We start from the raw sequence: 25499 nt of genomic DNA, 5'->3' as shown, positions 1-25499 counted from the left end.
CATCGCCCGAGTCCCGGGCTTTTTTGCGTCAAAGTATCCTTTAAAAGAGCGTCTCGTGCGGGTGGGCCACATGCTCCTGGAAGATCGCGCCGGTCGCCGGCTCCACCTCCTTGAGCACGACCGCATAGCCCCAGAGATTGGCCACCATCTGCAGCACCCGCTGCGCGTCGTCCTTGTGCAGCAGCGTCCTGTTGAGCACGTGATGGTGCAGGATCAGGCGCCGGTCGCCGGCGAGATCCACGTCGATCACCTGAATGTCCGGATCGCTCCAGCCGACATCGTAATGCCGCGAAAGGGAGCGCCGCAGGCGGCGATAGCCGCGCTCGTCGTGAATGGCCTCGATCAGCAGCTCCGGCTGCTCCGGATCGTCGACGAGGTGGAACATGCGCCATTGCCGGATCAGATGCGGGCTGAGGAACTGGGAGATGAAACTCTCGTCGCGGTAATTCGCCCAGACGTCGCGCAGGACCGCCATGGCATCACCTCTGCCGGCGATGTCCGGGAACCAGTCGCGATCCTCCGCCGTCGGCTCGGTGCAGATGCGCTCGATGTCCTGCATCATGCCGAAGCCGAGCGCGTAAGGATTGATGCCGCCGTAATGCGGATCGTCGAATTGCGGCTGACGGGTGACGTTGGTGTGCGACTGAAGGAATTCCAGGAAGGCGCCGTCGCTGATCTGCCCGGTCTCGTGCAGCCGCGTCATGATGCGGTAATGGCAATAAGTGGCACAGCCCTCATTCATCACCTTGGTCTGGCGCTGCGGATAGAAATACTGCGCGATCTGGCGGACGATGCGCAGGATCTCGCGCTGCCAGGGCTGCAGACGCGGCGCCGACTTCTCGAGGAAGTACAGGATGTTCTCCTGCGGCAGTTCGAGCAGGGCGCGGCGGCGCTCCTCGCTCAGCTGCGGCTTGGCCGCGGCGCCCTTGGTGGGCACCGTACGCCAAAGATCGTTGAAGGTCTCCTCCTGGTGGCGATGGCGCTCTTCCTCCCGCCGTTCCTCGGAGCGCAAGTCCGGCCGCTTCTTGCGCGGATAGCGATGGACGCCATGGGACATCAGCGCATGCGCGGCATCCAGCACGCGCTCGACGGCGGCATGACCGTAGCGCTCCTCGCAGCGCGTGATGTATCCCTTCGCGAATTCGAGATAGTCCAGGATGCCGTCCGCGTCGGTCCATTCCTTGAACAGGTAGTTGTTCTTGAAGAAGTGATTGTGCCCGAAGGCCGCGTGCGCGATCACGAGCGTCTGCATCGTCGCCGAGTTCTCCTCCATGATGTAGGAGATGCACGGATTCGAGTTGATGACGATCTCGTAGGCGAGGCCCATGAGGCCTTGCCGATAGCTCGATTCATGCATCGCGAAGCGCTTGCCGAACGACCAGTGCTTGTAGAACAGGGGCATGCCGATCGAGGCATAGGCATCGAGCATCTGCTCGGCGGTGATCACCTCGATCTGATTGGGATAGACATCGAGTCCGAGCTCGCCCACGCCGATCGCCTCGACCGCGTCATGGATGCGCTGGATCGTGCCGAAATCCCAGTCGGCTCCCTGGTAGAGCAGGCCGTCGTGCTCGATCACGCTCATGGTACTCGTGCTCCTGCCTCCGCGTCGCGCCGGCGGAAGAGCTCGCGGAAGACGGGGTAGATCTCGCGGCGGTGGTTCACCTTGCGCATGGCAAGATTGGCGCCCTGCTCCTGCAGGGTTTCATAAGTCTGCCAGAGCGACGTCTTGTGATTGATGAAGCCCGTCTGCATGCGGTCGCTGTCGCTGCCCACTTCGAGATAGGCGTAGTACTGGCACACGGGCAGGATCACGTCGCGCAGGAGCGCGGCGCTGGTGGTGCCGTCGTTCGGCGAATTGTCGCCGTCGGAGGCCTGGGCCGCATAGATGTTCCAGGCATCCGGCGAATAGCGCTCCTCGACGATCCTCTGCATCTCGCGCAGGGCCGAGGACACGACCGTTCCACCGGTTTCGGGGCTGTTGAAGAAAGTCTCCTCGTCCACCTCCTTGGCTTCGTGGGTGTGGCGGATGAAGACGATCTCCACATGCTTGTAGCGCCGCGTCAGGAAGATGTAGAGCAGCATGTAGAAGCGCTTGGCGAGGTCCTTCATGTGCTCGGTCATGGAGCCGGACACGTCCATCAGGCAGAACATGACCGCCTGCGCCACCGGCCGAGAGACGGGTTCGAAGCGGCGATAGCGCAGGTCGATGGGATCGATATAGGGGAAGCGCTTGGTTCGGGCTTCCAGATGCTCCAGCTTCTGGCGCAGCTCCAGCAGGCGCTCGGAGGTCTCCTCTTCCTTTTCGAGAAGCGCGATCTCCTCCTGCAGGCGCAGCAGTTCCTCGGGCTTCGGGCGCCGCATGGCGATGCGGCGCGAGAGGGCGTTTCGCATGGACCGCAGCAGGGCGAGATTGACCGGCGAGCCGGTGACCGTGTAGCCCGCCCGCCTCAGGCCCTGCGTCTCCACCGTCGCGACGCGTCGCTTGGCGAGATCGGGCAATTCCAGATCGTCGAGGAAGAGGTCGAGGAATTCGTCGCGGGTCAGGACGAAACGGAAATCGTCCTCGCCCTCGCCGTTGTCTCCGCCGGCCGCGCTGCCGCCCCCGCCGGGCGGCCTGTCGACGGTATCGCCTTCCACGAAGCGCTTGTTGCCGGGCAGGATGTGATCGTGCACGCCACCTTCGCCGGACCGCCGGAAGCTGGGTTCGCGGACACCGTCGGCCGGGATCGAGACTTCGCCTCCTCTTTCGAGATCGGTGATGTCCCGATCACCCGCGGTCTGACGCACGGCCCGCTGAATCTGCGCCTTGGCTCGGCGCAGAAAGCGTTGGCGATTGGCCAGACTCTTGCCCCCTGGGTTGAGGCGCCGGTCGATGATGTACATAGGAACGCCTGATCTGCCTCCGTCTTCCGTCAGCCCGCCTGCTTCACGCGCATGTACCATTCCACCAGGCGCCGTACCTGGCGTTCGGTGTAGCCGCGCTCCATCATCCGCTTCACGAACTCGCCGTGCTTCTTCTCGGTCTCGCTGTCCTTCTTGGAGCCGAAGCTGATCACGGGCAGGAGTTCTTCAACCTGCGAGAACATCCGGCGCTCGATCACGTCGCGGATCTTCTCATAGCTCGTCCAGGAGGGATTGCGGCCATGATTGCCGGCCCGGGCGCGAAGCGAGAACTTCACGACCTCGTTGCGGAAATCCTTCGGATTGGCGATGCCCGCCGGCTTCTCGATCTTGGTCAGCTCCTGGTTCAGGAGCTCCCGGTTGAGTAGCTGGCCGGTATCGGGGTCCTTGAAGTCCTGATCCTCGATCCAGGCATCCGCATAGGACACGTAGCGGTCGAACAGGTTCTGACCGTAATCGTGATAGGATTCGAGATAGGCCTTCTGGATTTCGTGTCCGATGAAATCCGCATAGCGGGGCGCAAGCTCCGCCTTGATGAATTCGAGATAGCGCCGTTCCACGTCCTGCGGCAGCTGCTCGCGCCGCAAGGATTGTTCGAGCACGTACATGAGGTGGACCGGATCGGCGGCCACCTCGATGGTGTCGTGGTTGAACGTGGCGGACAGGACCTTGAAGGCGAAGCGGGTCGAAATGCCGTCCATGCCTTCATCGACGCCGGCGGAATCCTTATATTCCTGCAGGCTTCGCGCACGCGGATCGACCTCGCGCAGGCTCTCGCCGTCATAGACGCGCATCTTCGAATAGAAATTCGAATTCTCATGCGCTCTGAGCCGCGACAGAACCGAGAACCGGGCCAGCATTTCGAGCGTGGCCGGAGCGCAGGGCGCACCCGACAGTTCGGAGCCGCGGATCAGCTTCTCGTAGATCTTCTGCTCTTCCGTGACGCGCAGGCAGTACGGCACCTTGATCACATAGATGCGATCGATGAAGGCCTCGTTGTTCTTGTTCGTCCGGAAGGTCTGCCACTCCGCCTCGTTGGAATGCGCCAGGATGATGCCGCTAAACGGAATCGAGCCGATGTTTTCGGTACCGACATAATTCCCTTCCTGCGTCGCGGTGAGCAGGGGGTGCAGCATCTTGATCGGCGCCTTGAACATCTCGACGAATTCGAGAATGCCCTGATTGGCGCGGTTGAGGCCGCCGGAATAGCTGTAGGCGTCGGGATCGGCCTGGGACAGGGTTTCCAGCTTGCGGATATCGACCTTGCCGACCAGGGACGAGATATCCTGGTTGTTCTCGTCGCCGGGCTCCGTCTTGGCGATCCCGATCTGCCGCAGGCGGGACGGGTTGATCTTGATCACCCGGAATTTCGAGATGTCGCCCCTGAACTCGTCGAGGCGCTTGATCGCCCACGGGCTTAGGAGGTTCGTCAGCCGGCGCTGGGGAATGCCGTAACGCTCCTCGAGCATTTGACCCATCTGTTCCGGATCGAACAGCCCGAGCGGGCTCTCGAAGACCGGGCTGATCTCGTCGCCGGCTTTCAGGACATAGATGGGGTTGACCTCCATCAGGGCTTTAAGGCGCTCGGCGAGGGAGGATTTACCGCCGCCCACGGGCCCGAGCAGATAAAGGATCTGTTTGCGCTCTTCCAGGCCCTGCGCAGCGTGACGGAAGAAGCTGACGATCCACTCGATCGTCTCTTCCATACCGTAGAATTCGGAAAAGGCCGGGTAGACCCGGATCGTCCGGTTCATGAAGATGCGGCCGAACCTCGCGTCCTTCGAGGTATCGACAAGCTGCGGCTCGCCGATCGCTGCCAGGATGCGCTCGGGAGCGCTCGCATACATCATGGGGTCGTTGCGGCACCCTTCCAGGTAGTCCGCCAGGGACATCTCCGCCTCGCGGCGGGTTTCATAGGTCTTCAAGAAACTCGAGAACAGGTCGTCGGAATGAAGCATGGCGCCACCGAAATCCAATCCCTCTCAGAGACAACTATTGTAGCACCGCTAAGGTTGCCCAGACCATGCGATACCGCTATGCGGTCAAATGATGCGGCGTACTCCTTATCCTCATGGCGGAGAATCGTCAGTCGGGGCTCGCCTCTGGAGCCTGCGCGACTGGTCATTTGCCCACCCTTGATACCTAGACTCGCGGATTGCGGGCGGGACAGCAAGTTAAAGTTTCCGGCAATCCCGGAAATTCACTGTGCTGCTTTGCCGCCTGCGTGAGCTTTTGACGCCTTTTTCGTCAGCCTTCGCAAGGTTTCGCGACCCGATCCGAGCGACGCGACCACCGTTCATCACGGGCGTGTTACCGATCATTGAAACGTGCAAGCCCTTAACCGATGCTGAATTTGCACGGCGATCCTGCAAACAAACCCTCTGCCATCGGTTGACGATCGCCCGACCGAACCTATCGTTTGTTGCGTTCGGCTTACCTCTACAGACCCGCCGTATCACGGCGCGTGACTGCACCATCCGCCGGCCGACAATTCGGAGAATATTCCCGTGATCAAAGCTTTCGGCTACGCTGCCCAGGACGCGACCACTCCGCTTGCTCCCTTCAGCTTCGAGCGTCGGGATCCGCGCGAGCGCGACGTCCAGATCGAAATCCTTTACTGCGGTGTCTGCCATTCCGACCTGCACACGGTTCGCGGCGAGTGGGGCGGAACGCTCTATCCCTCCCTGCCCGGCCATGAAATCGTCGGACGCGTCACGCGCGTCGGATCGGGCGTGCAGAGATTCAAGGCCGACGATCTCGTGGGCGTCGGCTGCATGGTGGATTCCTGCCGCACCTGCCGCTCCTGTCGGGAAGGCCTCGAGCAATACTGCGAGGTGGGTTTTACCGGCACCTATAACGGCCCCGAGCAGGGCACCGGCGCCAACACCTATGGCGGCTATTCCAACACCATCGTGGTGGATGAAAGCTTCGTCCTGAAGCTGCCGGACGGGCTTGATCCCGCGGCGGCAGCGCCGCTTCTGTGCGCAGGCATCACCACCTATTCGCCCCTGCGGCGCTGGCGGGTGAAGGAGGGGCAGAAAGTCGGCGTCGTCGGCCTCGGCGGCTTGGGCCATATGGCCGTCAAGCTGGCGCGCGCCATGGGCGCGCATGTGGTGCTGTTCACCACCTCGCCCAACAAGCGGGAGGATGCATTGGCGCTCGGCGCTCACGAAGTCGTGGTCTCGCGGGATCCAGACGCCATGAAGGCGCACGTGAACAGTTTCGATTTCATCCTCGACACCGTCGCCGCACCGCATGATCTCGACGCCTATCTCGTGCTTCTCGCCCGCGACGGCGCCATGGTGCTGGTCGGCGCGCCCGCCGAACCGCATCCGGCCACCACGGTGTTCAACCTGATCATGAAGCGACGCCAGCTCGCCGGCTCCCTGATCGGCGGCATTCCCGAAACCCAGGAGATGCTTGATTTCTGCGCCAAGCACGGGATCGTGTCCGAGATCGAGATCATCCCGATCCAGAACATCAACGAAGCCTATGAGCGCATGCTCAAGAGCGATGTGAAGTACCGCTTCGTCATCGATATGGCCTCGCTGAAGCAGGACGCTGCCGCCTGATCTTGAAGCGCCTTGGCACTCGATACGCCCGCCTGCCAAGGCGGGCGTTGCCATGATCGGCCCCAGGAACCGAGCAAAGCCGATGCCGGTTAACGGCCAAGGCAGCACATTGGCAGCGCCGGACCGATCCGTCCGGCAGGATCGGTTCTTGCATGGTCTCCGATACGGGACGGCTCCTGAAAGTGGCTCTGGCGGGCTGGTGGAACGACCGCGCCATGAGCCTGGGTGCCTCCATCGCCTTTTTCACGGTCTTTTCTCTCGCGCCCATGCTGCTGGCGGCCATCGCCGTGGCAGGCCTCGCCTTCGGCCGTGAGGCGGCGCAGGGCGCCATCGTCGGCGAGCTCGGCGGGCTCATCGGCACCAAGGAGGCGTCCGCCCTCGAAGCCCTGATCGCCGGCGCCAGCAATGTCGGTTCCGGGATCATCGGCACGAGCGTCGGCATCGCGACATTCCTCCTGCTCGTCACCGGCGCCGTGGTGGAACTGCAGGATGATCTGAACATCATCTGGAAGGCCAAGCCGCCGGCAAGCTACGGCGTCATGGATTTCGTCCGCACTCGGCTCGTCAGCTTCGCGCTGGTGCTCGGGATCGGGTTCCTGCTGCTGGTCTCGCTCGTCATCGACACAGGCCTGACGGCCGTCGGGCATTATCTGGAGGCGAATTTCTCGGGCGCGACGGTCATTCTGCGCTTTCTCAACAACCTCGTCTCCTTCGCCGTGGCAGCGGTTCTGTTCGCGATGATTTTCAAGATCCTGCCGGCGGTCGATATTACCTGGAACGACGTGTTCACCGGCGCCCTGGTAACGGCCCTCCTGTTCACCTTCGGCAAGTTCCTGATCGGGTATTATCTCGGCAAGAGCAACGTCGCCTCGGCCTACGGCGCCGCTGCCTCGATCATCACCATCCTGCTCTGGATCTACTATTCCTCTCTCATCCTGCTGTTCGGCGCGGAGTTCACGAAAGCTTATGCGGAAAGCCGCGGTAGCCTGTGCCCTGGCCACAACACGACCCCGTGAACGAAAAACGGGCCGGGGAAGCCCCGGCCCGTTCCATTCATTACGTCCCGTGAGCTGCAACGCCTATTCGGCCGCCTGCCCCATGGCTCCGTTCGCGGCGACATTGCGCATGCCGCCAAGAACCTCCTCGGCCGAGGCCTGGTAGTTCTTCACGGAGCTCGTCCACGGCCCCCAGGCGGCCGGATCGAGCTTGTCGCCGTTCTTGCCGAGGTTCTTCAGCCGGCGCTGATCCTCGTCGGTCAGCACCTGCTTTTGCAGCGGCGGCAGGTTCCGGACATCGTCGGGCTTGATGCCGAGCATCTTGCCGACGCGAGTGCCGTAATCGTCGTGCACCATCAGGAAGTGCCACACCATGCGCTCCTGCACGTCGCGTTCGCACTGGCCGAGCAGCGTCCCCATGTTGTTGACGAGGTCGTCGCGCTCCCAATCCATCATGGTGCTGTAGCGGCCCCGGGGATGGAGGTAATCGTTGCGCCGCTCGAGGACGCTGCGAGTGAGCCGTCCGCGCACCTCGGGCGGATTGTTCGGCTCCTCGCGCGGCGATTCATGCAGGCCGTTATGGATCGACGGCTCGTAATTCACATGCGGGTTCTGCCCCGGCGCCAGATCCCGCCGATAGGCCATCGTCCCGCCGTTCAGATTGGTGGAGACCTTGGCGTTCTTGGCCTGGTTCACCGGCAGCTGCAGGTAGTTCGTGCCGACGCGGTAGCGCTGGGTGTCCGAGTAGGAGAAGGTGCGGCCGACCAGCATCTTGTCGTCGGAGAAGTCGAGCCCGTCTACCAGCACACCCGTGCCCATGGCGATCTGCTCGTTCTCGTTGAAATGATCCTCGACATTGCGGTTGAGCGTCATCACGCCGATATGCCGCAACGGAAAGTCCTTCTCCGGCCAGACCTTGGTGTCGTCCAGGGGATCCCAGTCGAGCTCGGGGTGGTCATTGTCCTCCATGATCTGCACGTAAAGGTCCCATTGCGGATACTCGCCGCGCTCGATCGCCTCGAAGAGATCCCTGGAGGCGGAGCCGAGATCCTGCCCCTGCACCTTGGCCGCCTCGTCCGCCGTCAGGCTGGCGACGCCGCAGCGCGGGTGGAAGTGATACTTGACCAGGACCGTGTCGCCCTTGTCATTGACCATCTTGTAGGTGTTGACCCCGAACCCCTCCATATGGCGGTAGCTCGCCGGGATCCCGCGCGGGCTGAACAGGTGGGTCAGCATGTGCATGGATTCAGGCGTCTGGCTCATGAAGTCGAAGATGCGGTTCGGCTCCTGACGGAAGGTGACCGGATCGGGCTTGAGCGAATGGATGACGTCTGGAAACTTGATGGCATCGCGAATGAAGAAAACTGCCAGGTTGTTGCCAACCAGATCCCAATTGCCGTCCTCGGTGTAGAATTTTACCGCAAAGCCGCGCGGATCGCGGGCGACCTCAGATGAATCGCGGCCGCCGATCACTGTCGAGAAGCGGATCGCCAGGGGAGTCTTCTTGCCGGCCTGCTGGAACAGCTTGGCCCGGGTGTATTTGGACGCAGGCTCGTCGCCGATCTTGCCGGTCACCTCAAGCTCGCCATAGCAGACGAAGCCGCGGGCATGGACCACCCGCTCCGGGATGCGCTCGCGGTCGAAATGGGTGATTTTCTCCAGGAACTGGTAATTTTCCAGCGTGGCCGGACCGCGGCTGCCCACGGTGCGCTGCGACTGGTTGTTGGCGACCGGATGTCCCTGCCTGTTCGTCAGAACACGGTCGGACGTTCCGGACGGTGCCTTGGGGGTCTTGCCCATCATTTATCTCCCTTGATTGATCGGCCATGGCCCGATTGTGCGGAGCACAGCCTCCGGCGCAGCATCATGAACGCGCGTGCACCCGCAGAGGCGGAGTAAGGGGATACCTGATGCAGAAACCGAGAAAGGGAATAGAAAGAGCCAGAACGCCACAGCCGGAGAATGGAGTGGCAGGGCATCACTGCAGCAGAGAATCGGCACCAGCAGATCTAGCAATTATTACCTAGTACCACATTCAAGCTACCATTTAAGGCGAGTTGACCGATGTAACTTGTTTCGTGTGATCTGAGAGTTCGGAAATTTTTCAGCACGATTTCTGTCAGCTCGGAGGACCTTATGAAAGGCGATATAAGGACTTTGGATAGAATCAGATTTCACTATGAAGTGGAGAGATCTCTCTCTGATCAACTGCGTCAGGCCTCTTCATCGGAAAGGGGCAAACTATACCATTCGCTCTACAACGAATTGTTCACGAGGGTCACCGATCACGAGCAGTTCCAAGTCAAGGGCAATGCCGAGGCAAGAGAAAAAGAAACCGCCATCCAGTTTGGCCGGCTCAAGCCCTTCCTCGGGAAAAACGATGTCTACTGCGAGATCGGTGCCGGCGACTGCGCATTGGCGATCGAAGCAGCGAAGCACGTCAAGAAGGCTTATGCTGTAGAGGTTTCGGAAGTAATTTCAGAAAACGCCAATTTTCCCGAAAATTTAACTTTCGTCCTTTCCGATGGAATCAGCATTCCGATCCCTGAACGGACCGTCGATATCGTTTATAGCAATCAGCTTATGGAGCATCTCCATCCAGAAGACAGCGTATCGCAACTTAATAATATATATAAAACATTAAAGCCCGGCGGCAAATACGTTTGCATAACGCCCAATAGATTATCCGGCCCGCATGACATTTCCCGTTACTTCGACGACGTCGCAACCGGTTTTCATCTTAAAGAATACACCAATTATGACTTGAGGGATGTCTTCGCAAAAGCCGGCTTCAGAAAATTTAGAGTGATATTGAGCTGGCAACATGTGGTAGTTCCATGGCTTCTGCCATTGGCCCCATTCGTTCCAATGGAAAGAATGCTGGAAACTCTACCTAAAAAGCTCAGGCGGCGGCTATCGTTTGCTTTGGGAATTATGAAATTCGTAGCAATCAAATGAGACTGCCCTGAACCGCGCCGCCGCGAGAATACCGGCTGGTTCCAGGATGTCTCGATGGTCGCCGTCCGCACCCTACCGGGCCGGGCGGCGCCGGATGTGCGGATCGTCAGCGGAAGAGGCGATCCCCCTGCTCGTCGATGATCTGCTTGGCCTTGGTCACGGAAAAGGACACGGCATCGTCCTTGCTGGGATGCGTTTCCGCACGCACGAAGCGGTGCTCCTTCGTCCCGGCCTCGTAGTCCTTCTCGATGATTCCGGCTGTCTGATAGCCGCCCTTGGACGAGTAGGGTTCCGGGCGGATGCGAAAGCCCTTGTATTCCACAGCCTCGGCGGCAGGCTCCGCCTGCTCGCCCGCGCCGCTGCCTCCGGCAAACCGGTTCCACAGGTCTTTCAAGATCGAAGCCATCGCTGCCGCCACTGAACAAAGGGTGATTCGGGAGGCGGAAGCATAGCTGGGACATGGCAGGGGCGCGAATCGCTCTCGAACTCCCATCACGATCCGATGATCGTCCCGATGCGGAGATCCGAATGCCTTGACGCCGCCCCTGCCGCATCCAACTCTGAAGTCGGTTGAGATCAGAAGATACAGGGGCCCTCGCCATGAAACATCCTCTGTTCGGATTATGCTTGTCCGCTGCCCTCCTGACGGGCGGCGTCGCCTTTGCCCATCACGGCTGGGGCAGCTACGACGCGGCGAAGCTCATCACCATCGCCAGCAATGTCGAGCGGGCCGACTGGGAAAATCCCCATGTGATGCTGGTCGTGTCCTATCAGGGCAAGGACTGGGAAGCGGTTCTGGCCCCTCCGTTCCGCATGAACGCCCGGGGTCTGACCCCCGACATGATCAAGCCCGGCACCGCGGTACGGATCGAAGGCTATCCCTCGACGCGGACGGCGACGGAAATGCGGGCCGAGCGTATCATCGTCGCCGGCAAGACCTACGAATTGCGCTAGGCCGCGATGTATCTCGATCTGCTCGCAGCCCTGGAAGCCTCATGGATCGGCCACGTGGGACGTCATTCCGCCTGGCTCTACATGGCCACGAACCTGCTGCATGTCCTTGGCGCCGCCTTCGTCGTCGGCGGCATCGCCGTTTTCGACCTGAAGGTTCTGGCCGAGCATGGAAAGAACGCCTGGCAGGTCGGCCGCTATGCCATCCCGCTCGCAGCCCTTGGCTTGGCCTTGCAGATCCCGACCGGGATCCTTCTCCTCGCAGTCGAGGCCCGCGCTCTCGGCGTGAATCCGGCGTTCTATCTCAAGCTTGCGTTCATCTTCCTCGGGCTGATCAACGTCGCTCTGTTTCATCTTCGTTTCGGTTCGGCCCTCCGCGCCGGCACGCTGCCTCCGGAAGCCCGCGCCTATGCGCTCGTTTCGCTGATTGCCTGGATCGTGGCGCTCTTGGCGGGACGAATGATCGCCTATCTCTAGCTTGGCGCAGAGCGTAGCATTCACCCCTGCTGCATCGAGAAAGACGAGGCTCCTGATGCGCTTGTGGCCGGTGCTCTGCGGATTGCTTTTCTGCTGCGGCGCCGCATCGGCCGATCCAAGTCCTGCCACCGAGACGGTCGAGCAAGCCCTGTGCCGACTCATCGAAGGAGCGGCAAGGGCGCAGCAGGTCCCGCACGACCTGCTCACGCGGCTGATCTGGCAGGAAAGCTCGTTCCGTCCGCATGTGGTGAGTCCGGCCGGTGCGCAGGGCATCGCGCAGTTCATGCCGGGCACAGCGAAGGAGCGCGGCCTCTCCGACCCGTTCGACCCGGAACAGGCTATCCCTAAGGCCGCCGAATTCATCGCCCATCTCAACGAGCAGTTCGGCAATTTGGGTCTTGCAGCCGCAGCCTATAACGGCGGACCCGCCCGTGTCGCATCCTGGCTCGCAGGCCGTGGAGATCTGCCCTCCGAGACCAGAAGCTACGTTTTGATCGTGACCGGCCGGACGGCCGAGGAATGGGCGCAGGAGGCCAGGGAGGCGAAGGCCGCCGGGGATGAGGAGAAGCCTCCCGGTGAAATGCAGAGCTGCCGCCAGATCGTCGCCGCCCTGCGCATCCCGAGACGTGGGGAGGAAACGGTCGAGGCGCCCTTCGCGCCCTGGGGCGTGCAGCTTGCGGGCAATTTCTCGAAGGAACGCGCTCTTGCCACCTTCCGGCGCACGAGCCAAGCCTATGCCTCGCTTCTGAAGGACACGCGCCCGATGATCATCGGCACCCGGCTGCGCTATCGCGGCACGCGCACCTTCTATCGCGTCCGCGCGCCGGCCGAGACGCGGCAGGAGGCCGAGCAGCTGTGCCGCAATATCCGCACCGCCGGCGGCAGTTGCATCGTGCTGCCGAGCTAAAGAAAAAGCCTGCACCGCCATCGCGGTGCAGGCTTTCAGGAATTCTCAAGCGAGCGAAGGATCAGCGGCGCTGGGGTCGCAGCGAACGCGCCAGCTCGCGGATCACGTTGTCCTCGATGTTGAGGTTCAGATCGTTGTCGTCATGCGCGTCATCGTCACTAAGATCGGCCTCCACCGGAGGAGCGGCGGGACGGGACAGGACGCCACGCTGGGCAGGTGCGGCGCGTTCGGCAGCCGGTTGAGCGGCGGGAGCGGCCGGAGGCGCATTGCGCTGCTGCTGTCCAACGGCGGCCTCGCTCCGGGACGGCGCATAGCCGCGCGGCGTCGCATAGCGGTTCTCGAGGGTGTCGAGCAGGCTGTTGAGCGCCGCGTTGGACATGGGCACGTCGGGAGCCTGCGGCGCGCCTTCGAGGGCGATGGACCGGTTGTGGTAGGCGACTTCCGTCGTCACGTCCTGACCGAACCACGAGAGAGGACGGAAATCCCTTGCCTCTTCGTCGCTCTCGAACGGCACCGAGATCAGGTCCAGCGGCCCTGGCGTCACGAACCGGAGGATCTGGATGTCGCGGGTGCCGACGGTCAGATGCGTGAGCAGATAATCGAGCTTTCCGGGCGTCACGTCGAGAAGCGCTTCGGCATGGGCCCGCGGCACCTCGGTGCGCTCCTCGATCGGACCATTGGGGCCCGAGTGAAGCAGCACCAGGCTGCCCTTGTCGCCTTCGACGACGACGAAGGAGCTGCGGTCGGCCTGATTGGGGAAGTGGCCTTCCGTAACCCGATTGCCTCCCCGCTCCTTGCGGATCAAGCGCGCAAGGGAAGAAGCAATAAGATAACGCCGGGAAGTAACCATATCAAGTTTCTCTACTATTGACGGAGTGCCACTTACCAGCTCGTAGAACTTACAGCCGCCCTGCTCAATAGAACGAAGTTGCAGTTTATATGATCGGGGCAATGTGCCTCAATTCGACACGCAACAACGTTTGCAGCGCAAGTGTTTTGAGCCTGTAAGCACAAGTTCTTGGAAGCCTATGATGGCGTTCCCATGGCAAAGTTCAATGGACGGAGCCAAAAGCTGCCAGAGTTTTGTCGATAAAGTTAACAGCCCTTCGGAGCCGTCCGACGAGACATCCGGCAGCCGATGCCGCCTCCGCATGCAGGATCGGGTTTCCTGCGCATCGAGCCATCACATAAGTTAACGACCCGGCACTTCAGTCGAGGAATGCCGGGTCGCCGAGCTTAAGGATTGTCAGCGAGTTACTCGCTGCCCTTGGTCTTCGGCACGTAAGGACCGTTGCCGTCGAAGGTGTAGGCGGTCTTCACCGTGGTATAGAATTCCTGCGCGTAGCGGCCCTGCTCGCGCGGCCCGTAGGACGAGCCCTTCCGGCCGCCGAACGGCACGTGGTAATCCACGCCCGCGGTCGGCAGGTTCACCATCACCATGCCGGCCTCCGCATTGCGCTTGAAATGCGAGGCGTATTTCAGGCTCGTGGTGCAGATGCCCGAGGACAGGCCGAACGGCGTGTCGTTGGCAAGCTCCAGCGCCTCGTCGTAATCCTTCGCCCTGGTGACGGTCGCAACCGGCCCAAAGATCTCCTCGCGGGCCACGCGCATCTCGTTGCTCACCTCGGTGAACAGGGCCGGTGCCAGATAGAAGCCGGGCGCTTCGCGCGTCAGCAGCTCGCCGCCGGCGACGAGCTTGGCGCCCTCTTCCTGGCCGATCTTGATGTACTTCAGGTCCTGGTCGAGCTGGCTCTGGTCGACGACCGGGCCGATATGGGTGCCGGCCTTCAAGGCATCGTCGATGACGAGACCCTGCATGCGCTCCTGCATCGCCGCCACGAACTTGTCGTGGATGCCCTCGGTCACGATCAGGCGCGAAGACGCCGTGCAGCGCTGGCCGGTCGAGAAGAAGGCCGAGTTGACGGCGCATTCAACCGCCACCTTCAGATCGGCATCGTCGAGCACCACCATCGGGTTCTTGCCGCCCATCTCGAGCTGGACCTTCTTCATCGGATCGGCGGTGACGCAGGTCTGGGCGACCTTGCGGCCCGTCGGCACCGAGCCGGTGAAGGAGATGGCCGAGATCTTCGGGCTGTTCAGCATCGCCTCGCCGACCACGGAGCCGCGGCCCATGACGAGGTTGAACACGCCCGCCGGCACGCCGGCACGGATGATGATCTCGGACAAAGCATGAGCCGAGCCCGGCACTAGGTCGGCCGGCTTGAACACCACCGTGTTGCCGTACGCCAGCGCCGGCGCGATCTTCCAGGCCGGGATCGCGATCGGGAAGTTCCAGGGCGTGATCAGGCCGACGACGCCCACCGGCTCGCGGGTGATCTCCACATCGATGAGGGGCCGCACGGACGGGACCTTCTCGCCGGCCATGCGCAGGCACTCGCCGGAGAAGAACAGGAAGATCTGGCCGGCGCGGGTCACCTCGCCGATGCCCTCCGGCAGGGTCTTGCCCTCCTCGCGCGAGAGCAGGCGGCCGAGTTCCTCCTTGCGGGCGAGGATTTCGTCGCCCACGGCCTTGAGGATATCGTGGCGCTGCTGGATCGAGGAGCGCGACCAGGCCGGGAAGGCGTGATAGGCGGCATCGATGGCCCTCTCGGCCTCGGCAGCGGAGGCGCGGGAATATTCGCCGACCACGTCGTTGGTGTTGGACGGATTGACGTTGGCCGAGGCTTCCGTCGCCGACAGCCACTCGCCTGCAATATAGTTCTTCGTCATCGTTAACCTGCCTGTGTGGTGTTGATGAGGCCCCGGCGGGCCAGGTTGGTCATGAGAGCGCCGATGCCGAAGGTCCAGGGCTCGCATTCGGAGCTCGGCTTCATGCGGTTCATCAGCGATCCGAGTTTGGGAGCGGCGATGGTGACGATGTCGCCGCGCTTATGCGTGAAGCCCATGCCGGCCTCGTTCCGATCCTGCGTCGGCGCGAACATCGTGCCCAGGAACAGCGCGAAGCCGTCGGGATATTGATGGTGAGGCCCCAACGTCTGCGCCACCAGATCCTCGGGATCTCGGCTGATCTTGGTGATCGACGAGGAGCCTTGGAGCTTGAACCCGTCCTCGCCTTCCACCGTCAGCGTCACGTTGGTCTTTCGGACGTCGTCGAGAGAGAACGTTTCGTCGAAGAACCGCACGAACGGGCCGACGGAGCAGGAGGCGTTGTTGTCCTTCGCCTTCGAGAGCAGGAGCGCCGAGCGCCCTTCGAAGTCGCGCAGATTGACGTCGTTGCCGAGCGTGGCGCCGACGATCTTGCCTTCAGCGGTGACGATCACCACGACTTCCGGCTCTGGGTTGTTCCAGGTGGATTTGGGATGAAGGCCCGCATCCATGAACGCCCCGACGGAGGACAGGGTCGGCGCCTTGGTGAAGACCTCCGCATCGGGTCCGATGCCGACCTCGAGATACTGGCTCCAGGCTCCTTGGGAGACGAGAACCTCCTTCAGAGCCATGGCCTCAGGCGATCCCGGCTTCAGGCGGCTCAGATCGTCGCCCACCAGCCGCAGAACCTCGGCACGGATGGCCGCGGCCGCGCTGGCATCGCCCCGCGCCCTCTCCTCGATCACGCGCTCGAGCATGGATACGGCGAAGGTCACGCCGGCCGCCTTGACGACCTGGAGGTCGATCGGCGCCAGAAGCCAGGGCTTGGAGGGATCGCGGCTGTCGGACGGCGTGTTCGCGGCAATCTCGTCGAGCGAGCCGATCCGCTCGCCCTGCGCCGTCTTGACCACGCGCGCCGGATCGTCCGCCGCGGCAAGTGCGCTGACCGTCGAGTAAGTTGAAGAGATGTCGAAGAGACCATCCTCCCTGACCGCCACGACGGACGGGCCGATGCCGGGGCGCCAGACGCGTCCGACGAGCGCGCCCCGATAACCGTCCTCCGGCAGAAGACGTGCACTATTGATTGAAGACAGGTGGTCCATCGGCTGGCGCTCGCTTTCCATCAGGGCTGGTCTCGCCCGTATCCCCGGAACTTCGGACGCGTCGTGAACCGACCAACTGGGGATCACCCGCGTCACTGCGTTCGATGTGCGCCCTTGATATAGCGACCCTGGCGCAAGCGGCTATAGGGAAAATGCTTCTCCCAGCCATCCGCAGGGGAAAGCGGGAACAAAGCCGGTTCATCTCCCGTTCGCAGCTTAAGATAATGCCATCGCCAAGAGGAATTCCGGCCCATGTCCGATACACCGTCTCCGAATCCGACACCGCAACCGGATGTTCCAAATCCGCCGTCGCAGCCGGACGTGCCGAACCCAGCGCCGCAGCCGGTTCATCCGGATCCCGGTCCGCCGGGAATCCCTAGCCCGGGAGAGCCGGTCGGCGTTCCGCCGGATGGTCCGAGCGAAGCGCCCGATCCGTCGGAACCGGTGGGTATCCCGCCGTCCGGACCGCAGGAGATTCCAATCGGGCCGGTGGGGAGTTAACCCGGCTTCAAATCTGTGCTTTGTGCATGGCGAGGCGGTTAGGGAGCCCTGCGCAATGGATGACAGCAGACCTTCGAATTCGGCCCATCTCGATTCGCCGTCCTACCGACTGGCGGCGATGGACCAGGATTTCCTGCTGGGCGATTCCATGCGCGGGGTCCGCTTCCTGCTGGAATATGCCAAGGCGGAGGAGCATCTGCGGATCTGGGGGGTGCGCTCCACCATCGTCGTGTTCGGCAGCGCACGTGTCCGCGAGAACGGGCCGGGCAAGCATAGGTTCTGGTATGAGCAGGCCCGCATATTCGGCGCCATCGCCTCGCAGCGCGGCGGGGCGATGACCGTGACCAGCGGTACTCGGGACAACGTGATCGCCACCGGCGGCGGGCCCGGCATCATGGAGGCCGCGAACAGGGGCGCCTTCGACGTGGGTGCGCCCTCCATCGGCTTCAACATCACCCTGCCGCACGAGCAGGAGCCCAATGCCTATTCGACCCCGGACCTGACCTTCCGCTTCCATTACTTCGCCATGCGCAAGATGCACCTGGCGATGCGAGCCAATGCGCTCGTCGTCTTCCCAGGCGGCTTCGGCACGCTGGATGAGCTGTTCGAGATGCTCACCCTTCGCCAGACAGGCAAGGCGCCGCCCCTGCCGATCGTTCTCTTCGACAAGGCCTATTGGCAATCCGTCATCAAGTTCGAGGCGCTGCTGGAGCACGGCATGGTGAGCGAGAAGGATCGCCAACTTTACCATTTTGCCGAGAATGCCGAAGATGTGTGGACCGCTCTCATCGAAAACGGTCTCGTCGTGCAGACGCTGGAACGCGATTTGGAGCAGGATTTCTGACCCCCCGATTTGATTTGACAAAGCCGGAGGGTTGAATTTTCATTCTCGTCATGGGGATTGCGATCTCCCCACGAGGCGACATGCCCAAGCATCGCATCCGCTCTAACCTTTACGGATGCACACCATGTCGTCATTCAACACGATCTCCACTGAAAAGCTTGCGCGCCTTATCGGCACGCCGAAATGTCCCGCGCTCATCGATGTTCGCACCGATGAAGACTTTGCCGGCGACCCGAGACTGGTTCCCGGCTCGATCCGGCGGCCTATCGCGCGCGTCGCGGATTGGGCACACGAATTTGCCGGCCGAACGGCCGTCGCGATCTGCCAGAAAGGGCTGAAACTGAGCCACGGCACGGCAGCCTGGCTGCGTCATGCCGGCATTCCTGCCGACTCGCTGGAAGGCGGTACGCTGGCATGGGCGCAGGCCGGGCTGACGATGGTGCCGGCATCAAAAATTCCGCCCCCCGACGAACAGGGCCGCACGATCTGGGTCACGCGTTCGCGCCCCAAGATCGACCGCATCGCCTGCCCGTGGCTGATCCGCCGCTTCGTCGATCCCAATGCGGTCTTTCTGTTCGTCCCGACTGCCGAAGTGCCGGGCGTGGCGGAGCGGTTCGCGGCGACGCCGTTCGACATCGAAGGCGAGGATATCGTCTGGACGCATCGCGGCGAATTCTGCACCTTCGACGTGATGGTGGACGAATTCGGCCTTGCCACGGAGCCCTTGAAGCGGCTCGCCGTCATCGTCAGGGGCGCCGATACGGCGCGGCTCGATCTAGCGCCGGAGGCACCGGGGCTTTTGGCGGCTTCTCTGGGACTTTCGCGCATGTACGCGGACGACCTCGCGCAGCTCGAAGCCGGGCTTGCTCTTTACGACGCGTTCTACCGCTGGTGCCGCGACGCGACGGATGAAACCCATAACTGGCCGTCGAAGAAACCCGGAGCCTGACGTGAACGACACGTTGCAGAACTTGAATGAACCTCCCGTCCGGGTCTCGCAGGATCACGGCGTTTCCCTGGGAGAGGCGTTCCATGTCTGGCTGCGCATCGCCGCCCTGAGCTTCGGCGGACCGGCAGGTCAGATCGCCGTGATGCACCGCATCCTCGTCGAGGAGAAGCGCTGGATCTCCGAGAACCGATTCCTCCACGCGCTCAACTATTGCATGCTGCTGCCGGGCCCGGAAGCGCAGCAGCTTGCCACCTATGTGGGCTGGCTCATGCACCGCACCTTCGGCGGCATCATGGCGGGCGGCCTGTTCATCCTGCCCGGCATCGTCGCCATCATGGGCCTCAGCTGGGTCTATGCCCTCTATGGCAAGGTCGGCTTCGTCTCGGCTCTCTTCTTCGGCCTGAAAGCGGCCGTGCTCGCCATCGTGCTCGAAGCGGTGGTGCGGATCGGACGGCGGGCTCTGAAGAACCGCGTTCTGATAGGGCTTGCTGCAGCGGCCTTCGCAGCGATCTTCTTTCTCGACGCGCCATTCCCGCTGATCGTTCTGATCGCCGGCCTGATCGGCTTTCTCGGAGGCCGGGCGGACATGCCGCAATTCCAGGTTGGCGGACATGATGGCGATGAAGCGGAAGACGACAACCTGCTGGGCAAGCATCTTCCGGATCACGTCCGCCCCAACATGAATCGAAGCCTGCGGGTGGCCGCCCTGTGGCTGGCGCTCTGGCTCACGCCGGTGTTTGTTCTCGTTCTGACGCTCGGCCCGGGAAATGTCTTCAGCCAGATCGCCATCTTCTTCTCCAAGATGGCGATGGTCACCTTCGGCGGCGCCTATGCGGTTCTCGCCTATGTGGCACAGCAGGCCGTCGACAATTATGGCTGGCTGCAGCCCGGCGAGATGCTGGATGGGCTCGGCATGGCCGAGACGACGCCGGGCCCCTTGATCATGGTGCTGCAATTCGTGGGCTTCATGGCAGCGTTCCGGGATGCCGGTGCCCTGTCCCCGTTGCTGGCGGGCACGCTCGGCGGCCTTCTCGCCACATGGGTGACCTTCACGCCGTGCTTTCTCTGGATCTTCTTAGGAGCGCCCTATATCGAAGTCTTGCGCGGCAACCGCTCTCTGAGCGGAGCCTTGACCGCCATCACCGCCGCGGTGGTCGGCGTGATCCTCAACCTGGCGATCTGGTTCGGCATTCACACGCTCTTCAGGGACGTCCAGCCGGTTGAATGGGGGCTCTTCAGCTTCGATGCGCCGGTATGGGCAAGCGTGAATGGATGGGCGCTTCTGCTCTCGGGCGCCGCCATCGTCGCGATGTTCCGATTCAAGATCGGGATGCTGCCGACCTTGGCCACCACCTCGGCGGCGGGCATCGCTCTCTATTGGGCCGGCCTGATCTCGTGAAGAGAAGGGGGTGAGACGATACCTCGCCTCACCCCATAAGCTTGCAGGCGTCAGGTCGTGGACGAAATCTGCCCGCCGTCGACGCGCAGAATCGAGCCCGTCATGAAGGAAGCCTTCTCGCTGGCGAGGAACACGGCGGCAGCCGCGAATTCCTCGATCTCGCCGTAGCGGCCCGCCGGAATGCCGGCGCGCGCTGCAGCCGCCACGTCATCCATGGAACGTCCGGTGCGCTCGGCATTGGCGGCATCGAGCTGCTTCAGGCGATCCGTGGCGATGCGACCCGGCGCAATGGCATTCACGGTCACGCCGGAGGATGCGACCTCGCTCGCCAGCGTCTTGCCCCAGCCGACGAGAGCCGGACGGATGGCGTTGGAGATCGCGAGATTCGGGATCGGCTGGATCACGCCGGAGGAAATCACCGAGATGATGCGGCCGAACTTGCGCTCGATCATGCCCGGCAGCAGCTGGTCTGCGATGCGCACCAGATTGACGAACATGGCCTCGAAGGACTGGCGCCACTGATCCGACGACACCCCTTGAGCCTTGCCGGGCGGCGGGCCGCCGCTGTTGAGCACGAGGATGTCGACGCCGCCGAGTGCCGCCACCACATCCTTGGCCAGGGCATCGACCTGATCGGCCTTGCCCGTGTCGCAGACGAAGGGAAGAGCGCCCTTGCCGATCTTCTCGGCCGCCGCCTTCGAGCCGTCCATGGTTCGGCTGGCGATGGCGACGCGGGCGCCATCCTCCGCCAACCCCTGTGCAATGCCGAAGCCCAAGCCCTTGCTCGCGCCGAGCACGAGCGCGCGCTTTCCGTCCAAACCTGTTTGCATTCCTGACAAACTCCCTTGTCTTTAAGAGCGCTCGATGCGCTCCATCAGCCACTCGATATCGGCAATCGTCTCCGGGCTCAGCTTCGGCCCCGGCTTGCGCAGCGTGTCGGTCGCGATGATGCCGCGCCGTTTCAGCACGTATTTGCGAACCGCCAGGCCGACTCCCGGCTGAGTCTCGTAGCGCACCAGCGGCAGATGGCGATCGAAGAGATCGTGCGCCTCCTTCCGCTTGCCCTGGTTGATGAGATTGACCACGCCCACCAGCATTTCGGGATAGGCATAGCCCGTCATGGCGCCGTCGGCACCGCGCTCCATCTCGAAGGGAAGGAACATGCCGCCATTGCCGCACAGGATGGATACACGGCGCACTTGGCCGGCATCGCTCGCGCGGCGCAGGGTGGTGATCTTGTCGAGGCCCGGCCAATCCTCGTGCTTGAGCATGACGCAGGAGGGACTCTGCTCGATGATCCGCATGATCACCTTCGGCGTCATGACCACATTGGTGGTGAGCGGATAATCCTGGATCACCCATGGCACGTCCGTGCCGATGGCTTCCACCGCATCGGCGTAATAGGACACGATCTGATCGTCGGTCTTGAGGGTCGAGGGCGGCGCGATCATCACGCCGGCAGCACCCGCATCCATGACCTTGGAGGACAGGCCCGACATGGCCGCAAAGCCCGCGGCCGAGACACCCACGATGACGGGAACGCGCCCCGCCACCGTGGCGATGACCTGGCGAGCGAAAGCCAGCGCCTCGTCGGCCGCCAGCTTGGGCGCTTCGCCCATGATGCCTAGGATCGTCAAGCCGGTCGCACCGGCCTTGAGATAGGCCTCGACCATCCGGTCGGTCGAGGCCACATCCACCCGTCCGTCACTCTCGAAGGGCGTGGGGCAGATGACGTAGACGCCGGCGGCGGAACTCGTGAGCAATGCTTCCTCCTGGACGAAGCGGGGCAAGAGAGGTCAGGCCCCTCATACACCCGCTTTCCGCCCAGTGCACTACCCTGTGGAAGCGAACCCGGCATGATCTTGGAGCCGATTCCACGTGCGCGAAATCGGCTCTCATCTTTCCTTTGATGCAATTTTAGCGGCGAACCGGCCACTTCGCCTAAAAATGCTCTAACGGTGGCCGGAACCGCCCTTCTTGCCGCCGCCATCCTGCTTGTTCACAGTCGCCCAGGCGCGCCGCTCGGCCTCTTTCTCGGAAACGCCGCGATTCTCGTAGCCTTCCTCGATATGCTCGGCCTTGCGCTTCTGCTTGTCCGTATAGGCTGACTTGTCACCGCGAGACATGATGTTCTCCTGTTCAGTCGCTGTCGAAGAGAAGCGCCCGGAGACACTTACCCTCTCGGCATCAACTGAGGCGAGGAAGCCAGGTTCCGCAATCCTGTTGCGGGCTTTTGGCGCATCTGCGCCGATGCCTCAACCGCTGTTGCGCAGGCCAGCCGCAATGCCGTTGATGGACAGATGAATGCCCTGCACGACCTGTTCGTCCGCATCGCCGGAGCGATGGCGCTTCAGCAGCTCGATCTGCAGATGATTCAGCGGATCGAGATAGGGGAAGCGGTTGCGGATCGAGCGGGCGAGAAGCGGATTGCGGTCGAGCAGGGATTGCTGCTGCATGATGGCGAGCAGTTGCCCGATGGAATCCTCCCATTCATGGCGCAGGCGCGGGAAGATGGCATCGCGCAAGGACTCGTCCGCCACGAGCTTCGAATAGCGGGACGCGATGGCAATGTTGCTCTTGGCCAGCACCATGTCCATGTTCGAGAGCAGCGCCTGGAAGAACGGCCATTCGCGGTACATTTCCTGCAAAAGCGCAAGTCCTGTATCCGGCCGCTTCTCAAGCCATTCGTTGACCGCAGATCCGAAGCCGTACCAGCCCGGCAGCATCAGCCGGCACTGCGCCCAGCCGAACACCCATGGAATGGCGCGTAAGTCTTCGATCCGACGCGAATTGGTGCGCGAAGCCGGCCGGCTGCCGATATTCAGATTGGCGATCTCGCCGATCACCGTCGATTCCCAGAAATAGCGCTCGAATCCTTCGGTCTCGTAGACGAGCGCGCGATAGGCCTTGAAGGCGCTGTTCGAAAGCTCCTCCATGGCCTTCAGGTATTCCTCGCGCGGCGCGGACTGCCCGGAATGCAGCAGCGACGCCTCAAGCGTGGCGGAGGCGAGAATTTCGAGATTGCGGCGGCCGAGATCCGGGTTCGAGTACTTGCCTGCGATGACCTCGCCCTGCTCCGTAATGCGGATCGCGCCCTGAACCGCGCCGCCGGGCTGCGCGAGAATCGCCTGATAGCTCGGCCCGCCGCCGCGGCCCACGGAGCCGCCGCGGCCATGGAAGAGGCGAAGGGCCACTTCATGGCGCCTGAACACCTCGATCAGTTCAATTTCCGCCTTGTAGAGCTCCCATCCCGAGGTGAGGAAGCCACCATCCTTGTTGCTGTCGGAATAGCCGAGCATGACCTCCTGCGCCTGATCGCGGCTGCGCAGGAGACGCATGTAATCGGGCAGCGCAAAGAGCGCATCCATCACGCCGCTGCAATTGCGAAGATCCGCAATGGTCTCGAAGAGCGGGATGATGTTCACATCCATCTCACCTTCGCGCGGACGCAGCAGGCCGGCCTCCTTCAGAAGCAGAGCGACCTCCAGAATATCGGACGGATCGCTCGCCTTGGAGATGACGTAATTCGGCACGGCCGTGCGGCCGTAGCGGCGATGCGCTTCGGCGGCCTCATGAACGATGGCGAGCTCGGACGAGGTTTCCGGAGAGTATTCGAGATAGGGCGATGTCAGGAGGCGCGGCGTGCGCAGTTCTTCGAGCAGCAGAGCGACGCGCTTGTCCTCGGCAAGCCCTTCGTAATCAGTGCCGGGAGCAGCCTTCTCGAAGAGTTCGGCGACGACGCGCTGATGGACGTCGGAGTTCTGGCGCATGTCGAGGCTCGACAGATGGAAGCCGAACACGTCGACTGCGCGGCGCAGCTTGCGCAGGCGGCCCCGCGCCAAAGAACCCGATCCGTTCGAGCGCAGGGAGCGGTGCAGGATCGAAAGATCGCCTTCGAATTCATCGACGCTGTCATAGGCCGGTGCGTCGCCCACCGCATGACGCGCCACGTCGCCATGCCCCAGGCGCGCGGCGGTTGCCGCAAGGCGTGCGTAGATGCCCGTGATCGCCCGGCGATAGGGTTCGTCCTGGCGATGGGGCGAGAGGTCGGGGGACGCTTTCGCCAGTTCCTGAACCTCGTCGGAGACATTCACATAGCGCCCGTCGAGCGACAGCTCGGCGCCGAGGCAATGCAGTTCGTCGAGATAGAAGCCGAGCGCGTGCTTGCTCTGCAGCAGCAGAGCCTGGCGCAATGCGTCCGCCGTCACGAAGGGATTGCCGTCGCGATCGCCGCCGATCCAGCTTCCCATGCGCAGGAAGGAGGGAACCTCCACAGTGCCCCAGGCGGGATCCATGGCCGCGAGCTGATCCTCCAGGGAGGCGTAGACCTGCGGCAATTCCTTGAAGAAGGTGTTGTCGTAATAGGACAGGCCGTTCGTGACCTCGTCGATCACTTTCAGCCGGTTGCGGCGCAGGATGCTGGTCTGCCAGAGGGTCAGGATGGCACGGCGCAGGGATTCCTGGCAGGACGCCTCCTCTTCCGGCGTCAGGCGCTGACGGTCCCGCCGCGCCAGAACCTGGGAGATCTCCATCTCCCGGTCGATGGTGCTCTTGCGGCGCACTTCCGTCGGATGCGCCGTCAGGACCGGGCAGACGAGGGCCGAGGCGAAGAAGGCCTGCAGCGCCGTGTGGCTGATGCCCGCCTCCTGAATGAGCTTGAGAGCCCGCCCCAGGGTTCCCTCGCGCGGCGCCGTGGCCTCCATGCCATGGGCGCCCGCCATCGCATGGGCCCGGGAGCGGCGGACGTGGTGCTGGTCTTCGGCGAGGTTCGCCAGATGGGAGAAATAGCTGTAGGCGCGGATGATCTGGTTCGAGCGTCCGCGCGACAGGCTGTTCAGGATCGTCTCGAGCTCCCGACGGGCGATCTCATCCTCATCGCGATGGAAGCGGATCGAGGTCTGGCGGATGCGCTCGACGATCTCGAAAGTCGCCTCGCCCTCCTGCTCGCGAATCGTGTCTCCGAGGATACGTCCCAGAAGCCGGATGTCGTCACGAAGGGGAAAATCCTTCTCGGGCGTAACGTCGGGATTGATCAGGGACATGGGCGCGCTCGCTTCAGCCGCATTTTGCTGCACTGCGAAATAAAACCCTTTGTCACCACGCGGCAAGCGTA

21 protein-coding genes are annotated in these 25499 nt (G+C 62.7%); 9 read left to right on the top strand and 12 right to left on the bottom strand.

From position 1 onward, the window contains the following. Positions 1–40: 40 nt before the first annotated feature. Genes JKL46_RS02460 through JKL46_RS02450 form a run of 3 tightly spaced genes read right to left on the bottom strand, consistent with a single transcriptional unit; the run spans position 41 to position 4862 of the window. Positions 41–1585, bottom strand: coding sequence for a SpoVR family protein (locus JKL46_RS02460; protein WP_201829825.1), 1545 nt, complete (start codon positions 1583–1585; stop codon positions 41–43). Further along, entirely contained in the window at positions 1582–2886 is a 1305-nt protein-coding gene (locus tag JKL46_RS02455; RefSeq protein WP_201829824.1) for a YeaH/YhbH family protein, read from the bottom strand. The genes JKL46_RS02460 and JKL46_RS02455 overlap by 4 nt, the downstream gene beginning before the upstream one ends. A 29-nt stretch (positions 2887–2915) precedes the next feature. Beyond that, positions 2916–4862, bottom strand: a complete 1947-nt coding sequence (locus JKL46_RS02450; protein ID WP_201829823.1) for a PrkA family serine protein kinase — start codon at positions 4860–4862, stop codon at positions 2916–2918. A 549-nt stretch (positions 4863–5411) separates the two neighbouring features. Between JKL46_RS02450 and JKL46_RS02445 the strand changes: the two genes are divergently transcribed. Further along, positions 5412–6476 carry a zinc-binding dehydrogenase gene (locus JKL46_RS02445; RefSeq protein WP_201829822.1) on the top strand — a complete coding sequence of 355 codons (1065 nt, stop codon included), beginning with the start codon at positions 5412–5414 and terminating at the stop codon, positions 6474–6476. Positions 6477–6628: 152 nt separating this feature from the next. Beyond that, positions 6629–7492 (top strand): YihY/virulence factor BrkB family protein, encoded by an 864-nt coding sequence (locus JKL46_RS02440; RefSeq protein WP_201829821.1) that lies wholly within the window; start codon positions 6629–6631, stop codon positions 7490–7492. Positions 7493–7555: 63 nt separating this feature from the next. Here JKL46_RS02440 and JKL46_RS02435 read toward each other — a convergent pair whose 3' ends face one another. Continuing rightward, entirely contained in the window at positions 7556–9271 is a 1716-nt protein-coding gene (locus tag JKL46_RS02435; protein ID WP_201830027.1) for a catalase, read from the bottom strand. Between the two features lie 336 nt (positions 9272–9607). Between JKL46_RS02435 and JKL46_RS02430 the strand changes: the two genes are divergently transcribed. Then, on the top strand, positions 9608–10429 hold the full coding sequence (locus JKL46_RS02430) for a class I SAM-dependent methyltransferase (protein ID WP_201829820.1): 822 nt from the start codon (positions 9608–9610) through the stop codon (positions 10427–10429). A 106-nt stretch (positions 10430–10535) separates the two neighbouring features. Here JKL46_RS02430 and JKL46_RS02425 read toward each other — a convergent pair whose 3' ends face one another. Continuing rightward, positions 10536–10835, bottom strand: coding sequence for an HlyU family transcriptional regulator (locus JKL46_RS02425; RefSeq protein ID WP_201829819.1), 300 nt, complete (start codon positions 10833–10835; stop codon positions 10536–10538). 221 nt (positions 10836–11056) lie between these two features. Here JKL46_RS02425 and JKL46_RS02420 point away from each other — a divergent pair, with 221 nt between their 5' ends. The 3 genes from JKL46_RS02420 to JKL46_RS02410 are packed head-to-tail and all read left to right on the top strand — an operon-like array spanning position 11057 to position 12764. Further along, entirely contained in the window at positions 11057–11383 is a 327-nt protein-coding gene (locus JKL46_RS02420) for a DUF6152 family protein (RefSeq protein ID WP_246529100.1), read from the top strand. A gap of 6 nt (positions 11384–11389) precedes the next feature. Next, positions 11390–11857, top strand: a complete 468-nt coding sequence (locus JKL46_RS02415; protein WP_201829817.1) for a hypothetical protein — start codon at positions 11390–11392, stop codon at positions 11855–11857. Between the two features lie 55 nt (positions 11858–11912). Further along, the gene (locus JKL46_RS02410) at positions 11913–12764 is read left to right on the top strand and encodes a lytic transglycosylase domain-containing protein (RefSeq protein WP_201829816.1); all 852 of its coding nucleotides are present in this window, start codon (positions 11913–11915) and stop codon (positions 12762–12764) included. A gap of 61 nt (positions 12765–12825) precedes the next feature. Here JKL46_RS02410 and JKL46_RS02405 read toward each other — a convergent pair whose 3' ends face one another. The 3 genes from JKL46_RS02405 to JKL46_RS02395 all read right to left on the bottom strand — a co-directional run bounded on the left by JKL46_RS02405 (position 12826) and on the right by JKL46_RS02395 (position 16714). Next, positions 12826–13614: a CYTH domain-containing protein gene (locus tag JKL46_RS02405; RefSeq protein ID WP_201829815.1), complete on the bottom strand. Its 789-nt coding sequence runs from the start codon at positions 13612–13614 to the stop codon at positions 12826–12828. Between the two features lie 404 nt (positions 13615–14018). Beyond that, positions 14019–15494 carry an aldehyde dehydrogenase family protein gene (locus JKL46_RS02400; RefSeq protein WP_201829814.1) on the bottom strand — a complete coding sequence of 492 codons (1476 nt, stop codon included), beginning with the start codon at positions 15492–15494 and terminating at the stop codon, positions 14019–14021. A gap of 2 nt (positions 15495–15496) precedes the next feature. Beyond that, positions 15497–16714: a fumarylacetoacetate hydrolase family protein gene (locus tag JKL46_RS02395; RefSeq protein ID WP_425493232.1), complete on the bottom strand. Its 1218-nt coding sequence runs from the start codon at positions 16712–16714 to the stop codon at positions 15497–15499. 535 nt (positions 16715–17249) lie between these two features. Between JKL46_RS02395 and JKL46_RS02390 the strand changes: the two genes are divergently transcribed. From JKL46_RS02390 to chrA, 3 genes are all read left to right on the top strand, one after another. After that, positions 17250–18038, top strand: a complete 789-nt coding sequence (locus JKL46_RS02390; RefSeq protein WP_201829813.1) for an LOG family protein — start codon at positions 17250–17252, stop codon at positions 18036–18038. Between the two features lie 124 nt (positions 18039–18162). Further along, on the top strand, positions 18163–18987 hold the full coding sequence (locus tag JKL46_RS02385) for a chromate resistance protein ChrB domain-containing protein (RefSeq protein ID WP_201829812.1): 825 nt from the start codon (positions 18163–18165) through the stop codon (positions 18985–18987). Continuing rightward, positions 18947–20386, top strand: coding sequence for a chromate efflux transporter (chrA, locus tag JKL46_RS02380; RefSeq protein WP_201829811.1), 1440 nt, complete (start codon positions 18947–18949; stop codon positions 20384–20386). The genes JKL46_RS02385 and chrA overlap by 41 nt, the downstream gene beginning before the upstream one ends. A gap of 50 nt (positions 20387–20436) precedes the next feature. On the opposite strand, the gene JKL46_RS02375 is transcribed toward chrA, so the two are convergent. The 4 genes from JKL46_RS02375 to ppc all read right to left on the bottom strand — a co-directional run bounded on the left by JKL46_RS02375 (position 20437) and on the right by ppc (position 25428). Then, positions 20437–21216, bottom strand: a complete 780-nt coding sequence (locus JKL46_RS02375) for an SDR family oxidoreductase (protein ID WP_201829810.1) — start codon at positions 21214–21216, stop codon at positions 20437–20439. Between the two features lie 21 nt (positions 21217–21237). After that, the gene (locus tag JKL46_RS02370; RefSeq protein ID WP_201829809.1) at positions 21238–22149 is read right to left on the bottom strand and encodes a dihydrodipicolinate synthase family protein; all 912 of its coding nucleotides are present in this window, start codon (positions 22147–22149) and stop codon (positions 21238–21240) included. A 189-nt stretch (positions 22150–22338) separates the two neighbouring features. Then, the gene (locus JKL46_RS02365) at positions 22339–22512 is read right to left on the bottom strand and encodes a hypothetical protein (protein WP_009493188.1); all 174 of its coding nucleotides are present in this window, start codon (positions 22510–22512) and stop codon (positions 22339–22341) included. A 129-nt stretch (positions 22513–22641) separates the two neighbouring features. Then, the gene (ppc, locus tag JKL46_RS02360; RefSeq protein ID WP_201829808.1) at positions 22642–25428 is read right to left on the bottom strand and encodes a phosphoenolpyruvate carboxylase; all 2787 of its coding nucleotides are present in this window, start codon (positions 25426–25428) and stop codon (positions 22642–22644) included. Positions 25429–25499: the final 71 nt, after the last annotated feature.

The sequence above is a fragment of the Microvirga zambiensis WSM3693 genome, from assembly GCF_016735695.1.
In the GTDB taxonomy this organism is placed as follows: domain Bacteria; phylum Pseudomonadota; class Alphaproteobacteria; order Rhizobiales; family Beijerinckiaceae; genus Microvirga; species Microvirga zambiensis.
This window is presented reverse-complemented; position numbering and strand designations above follow the sequence as displayed.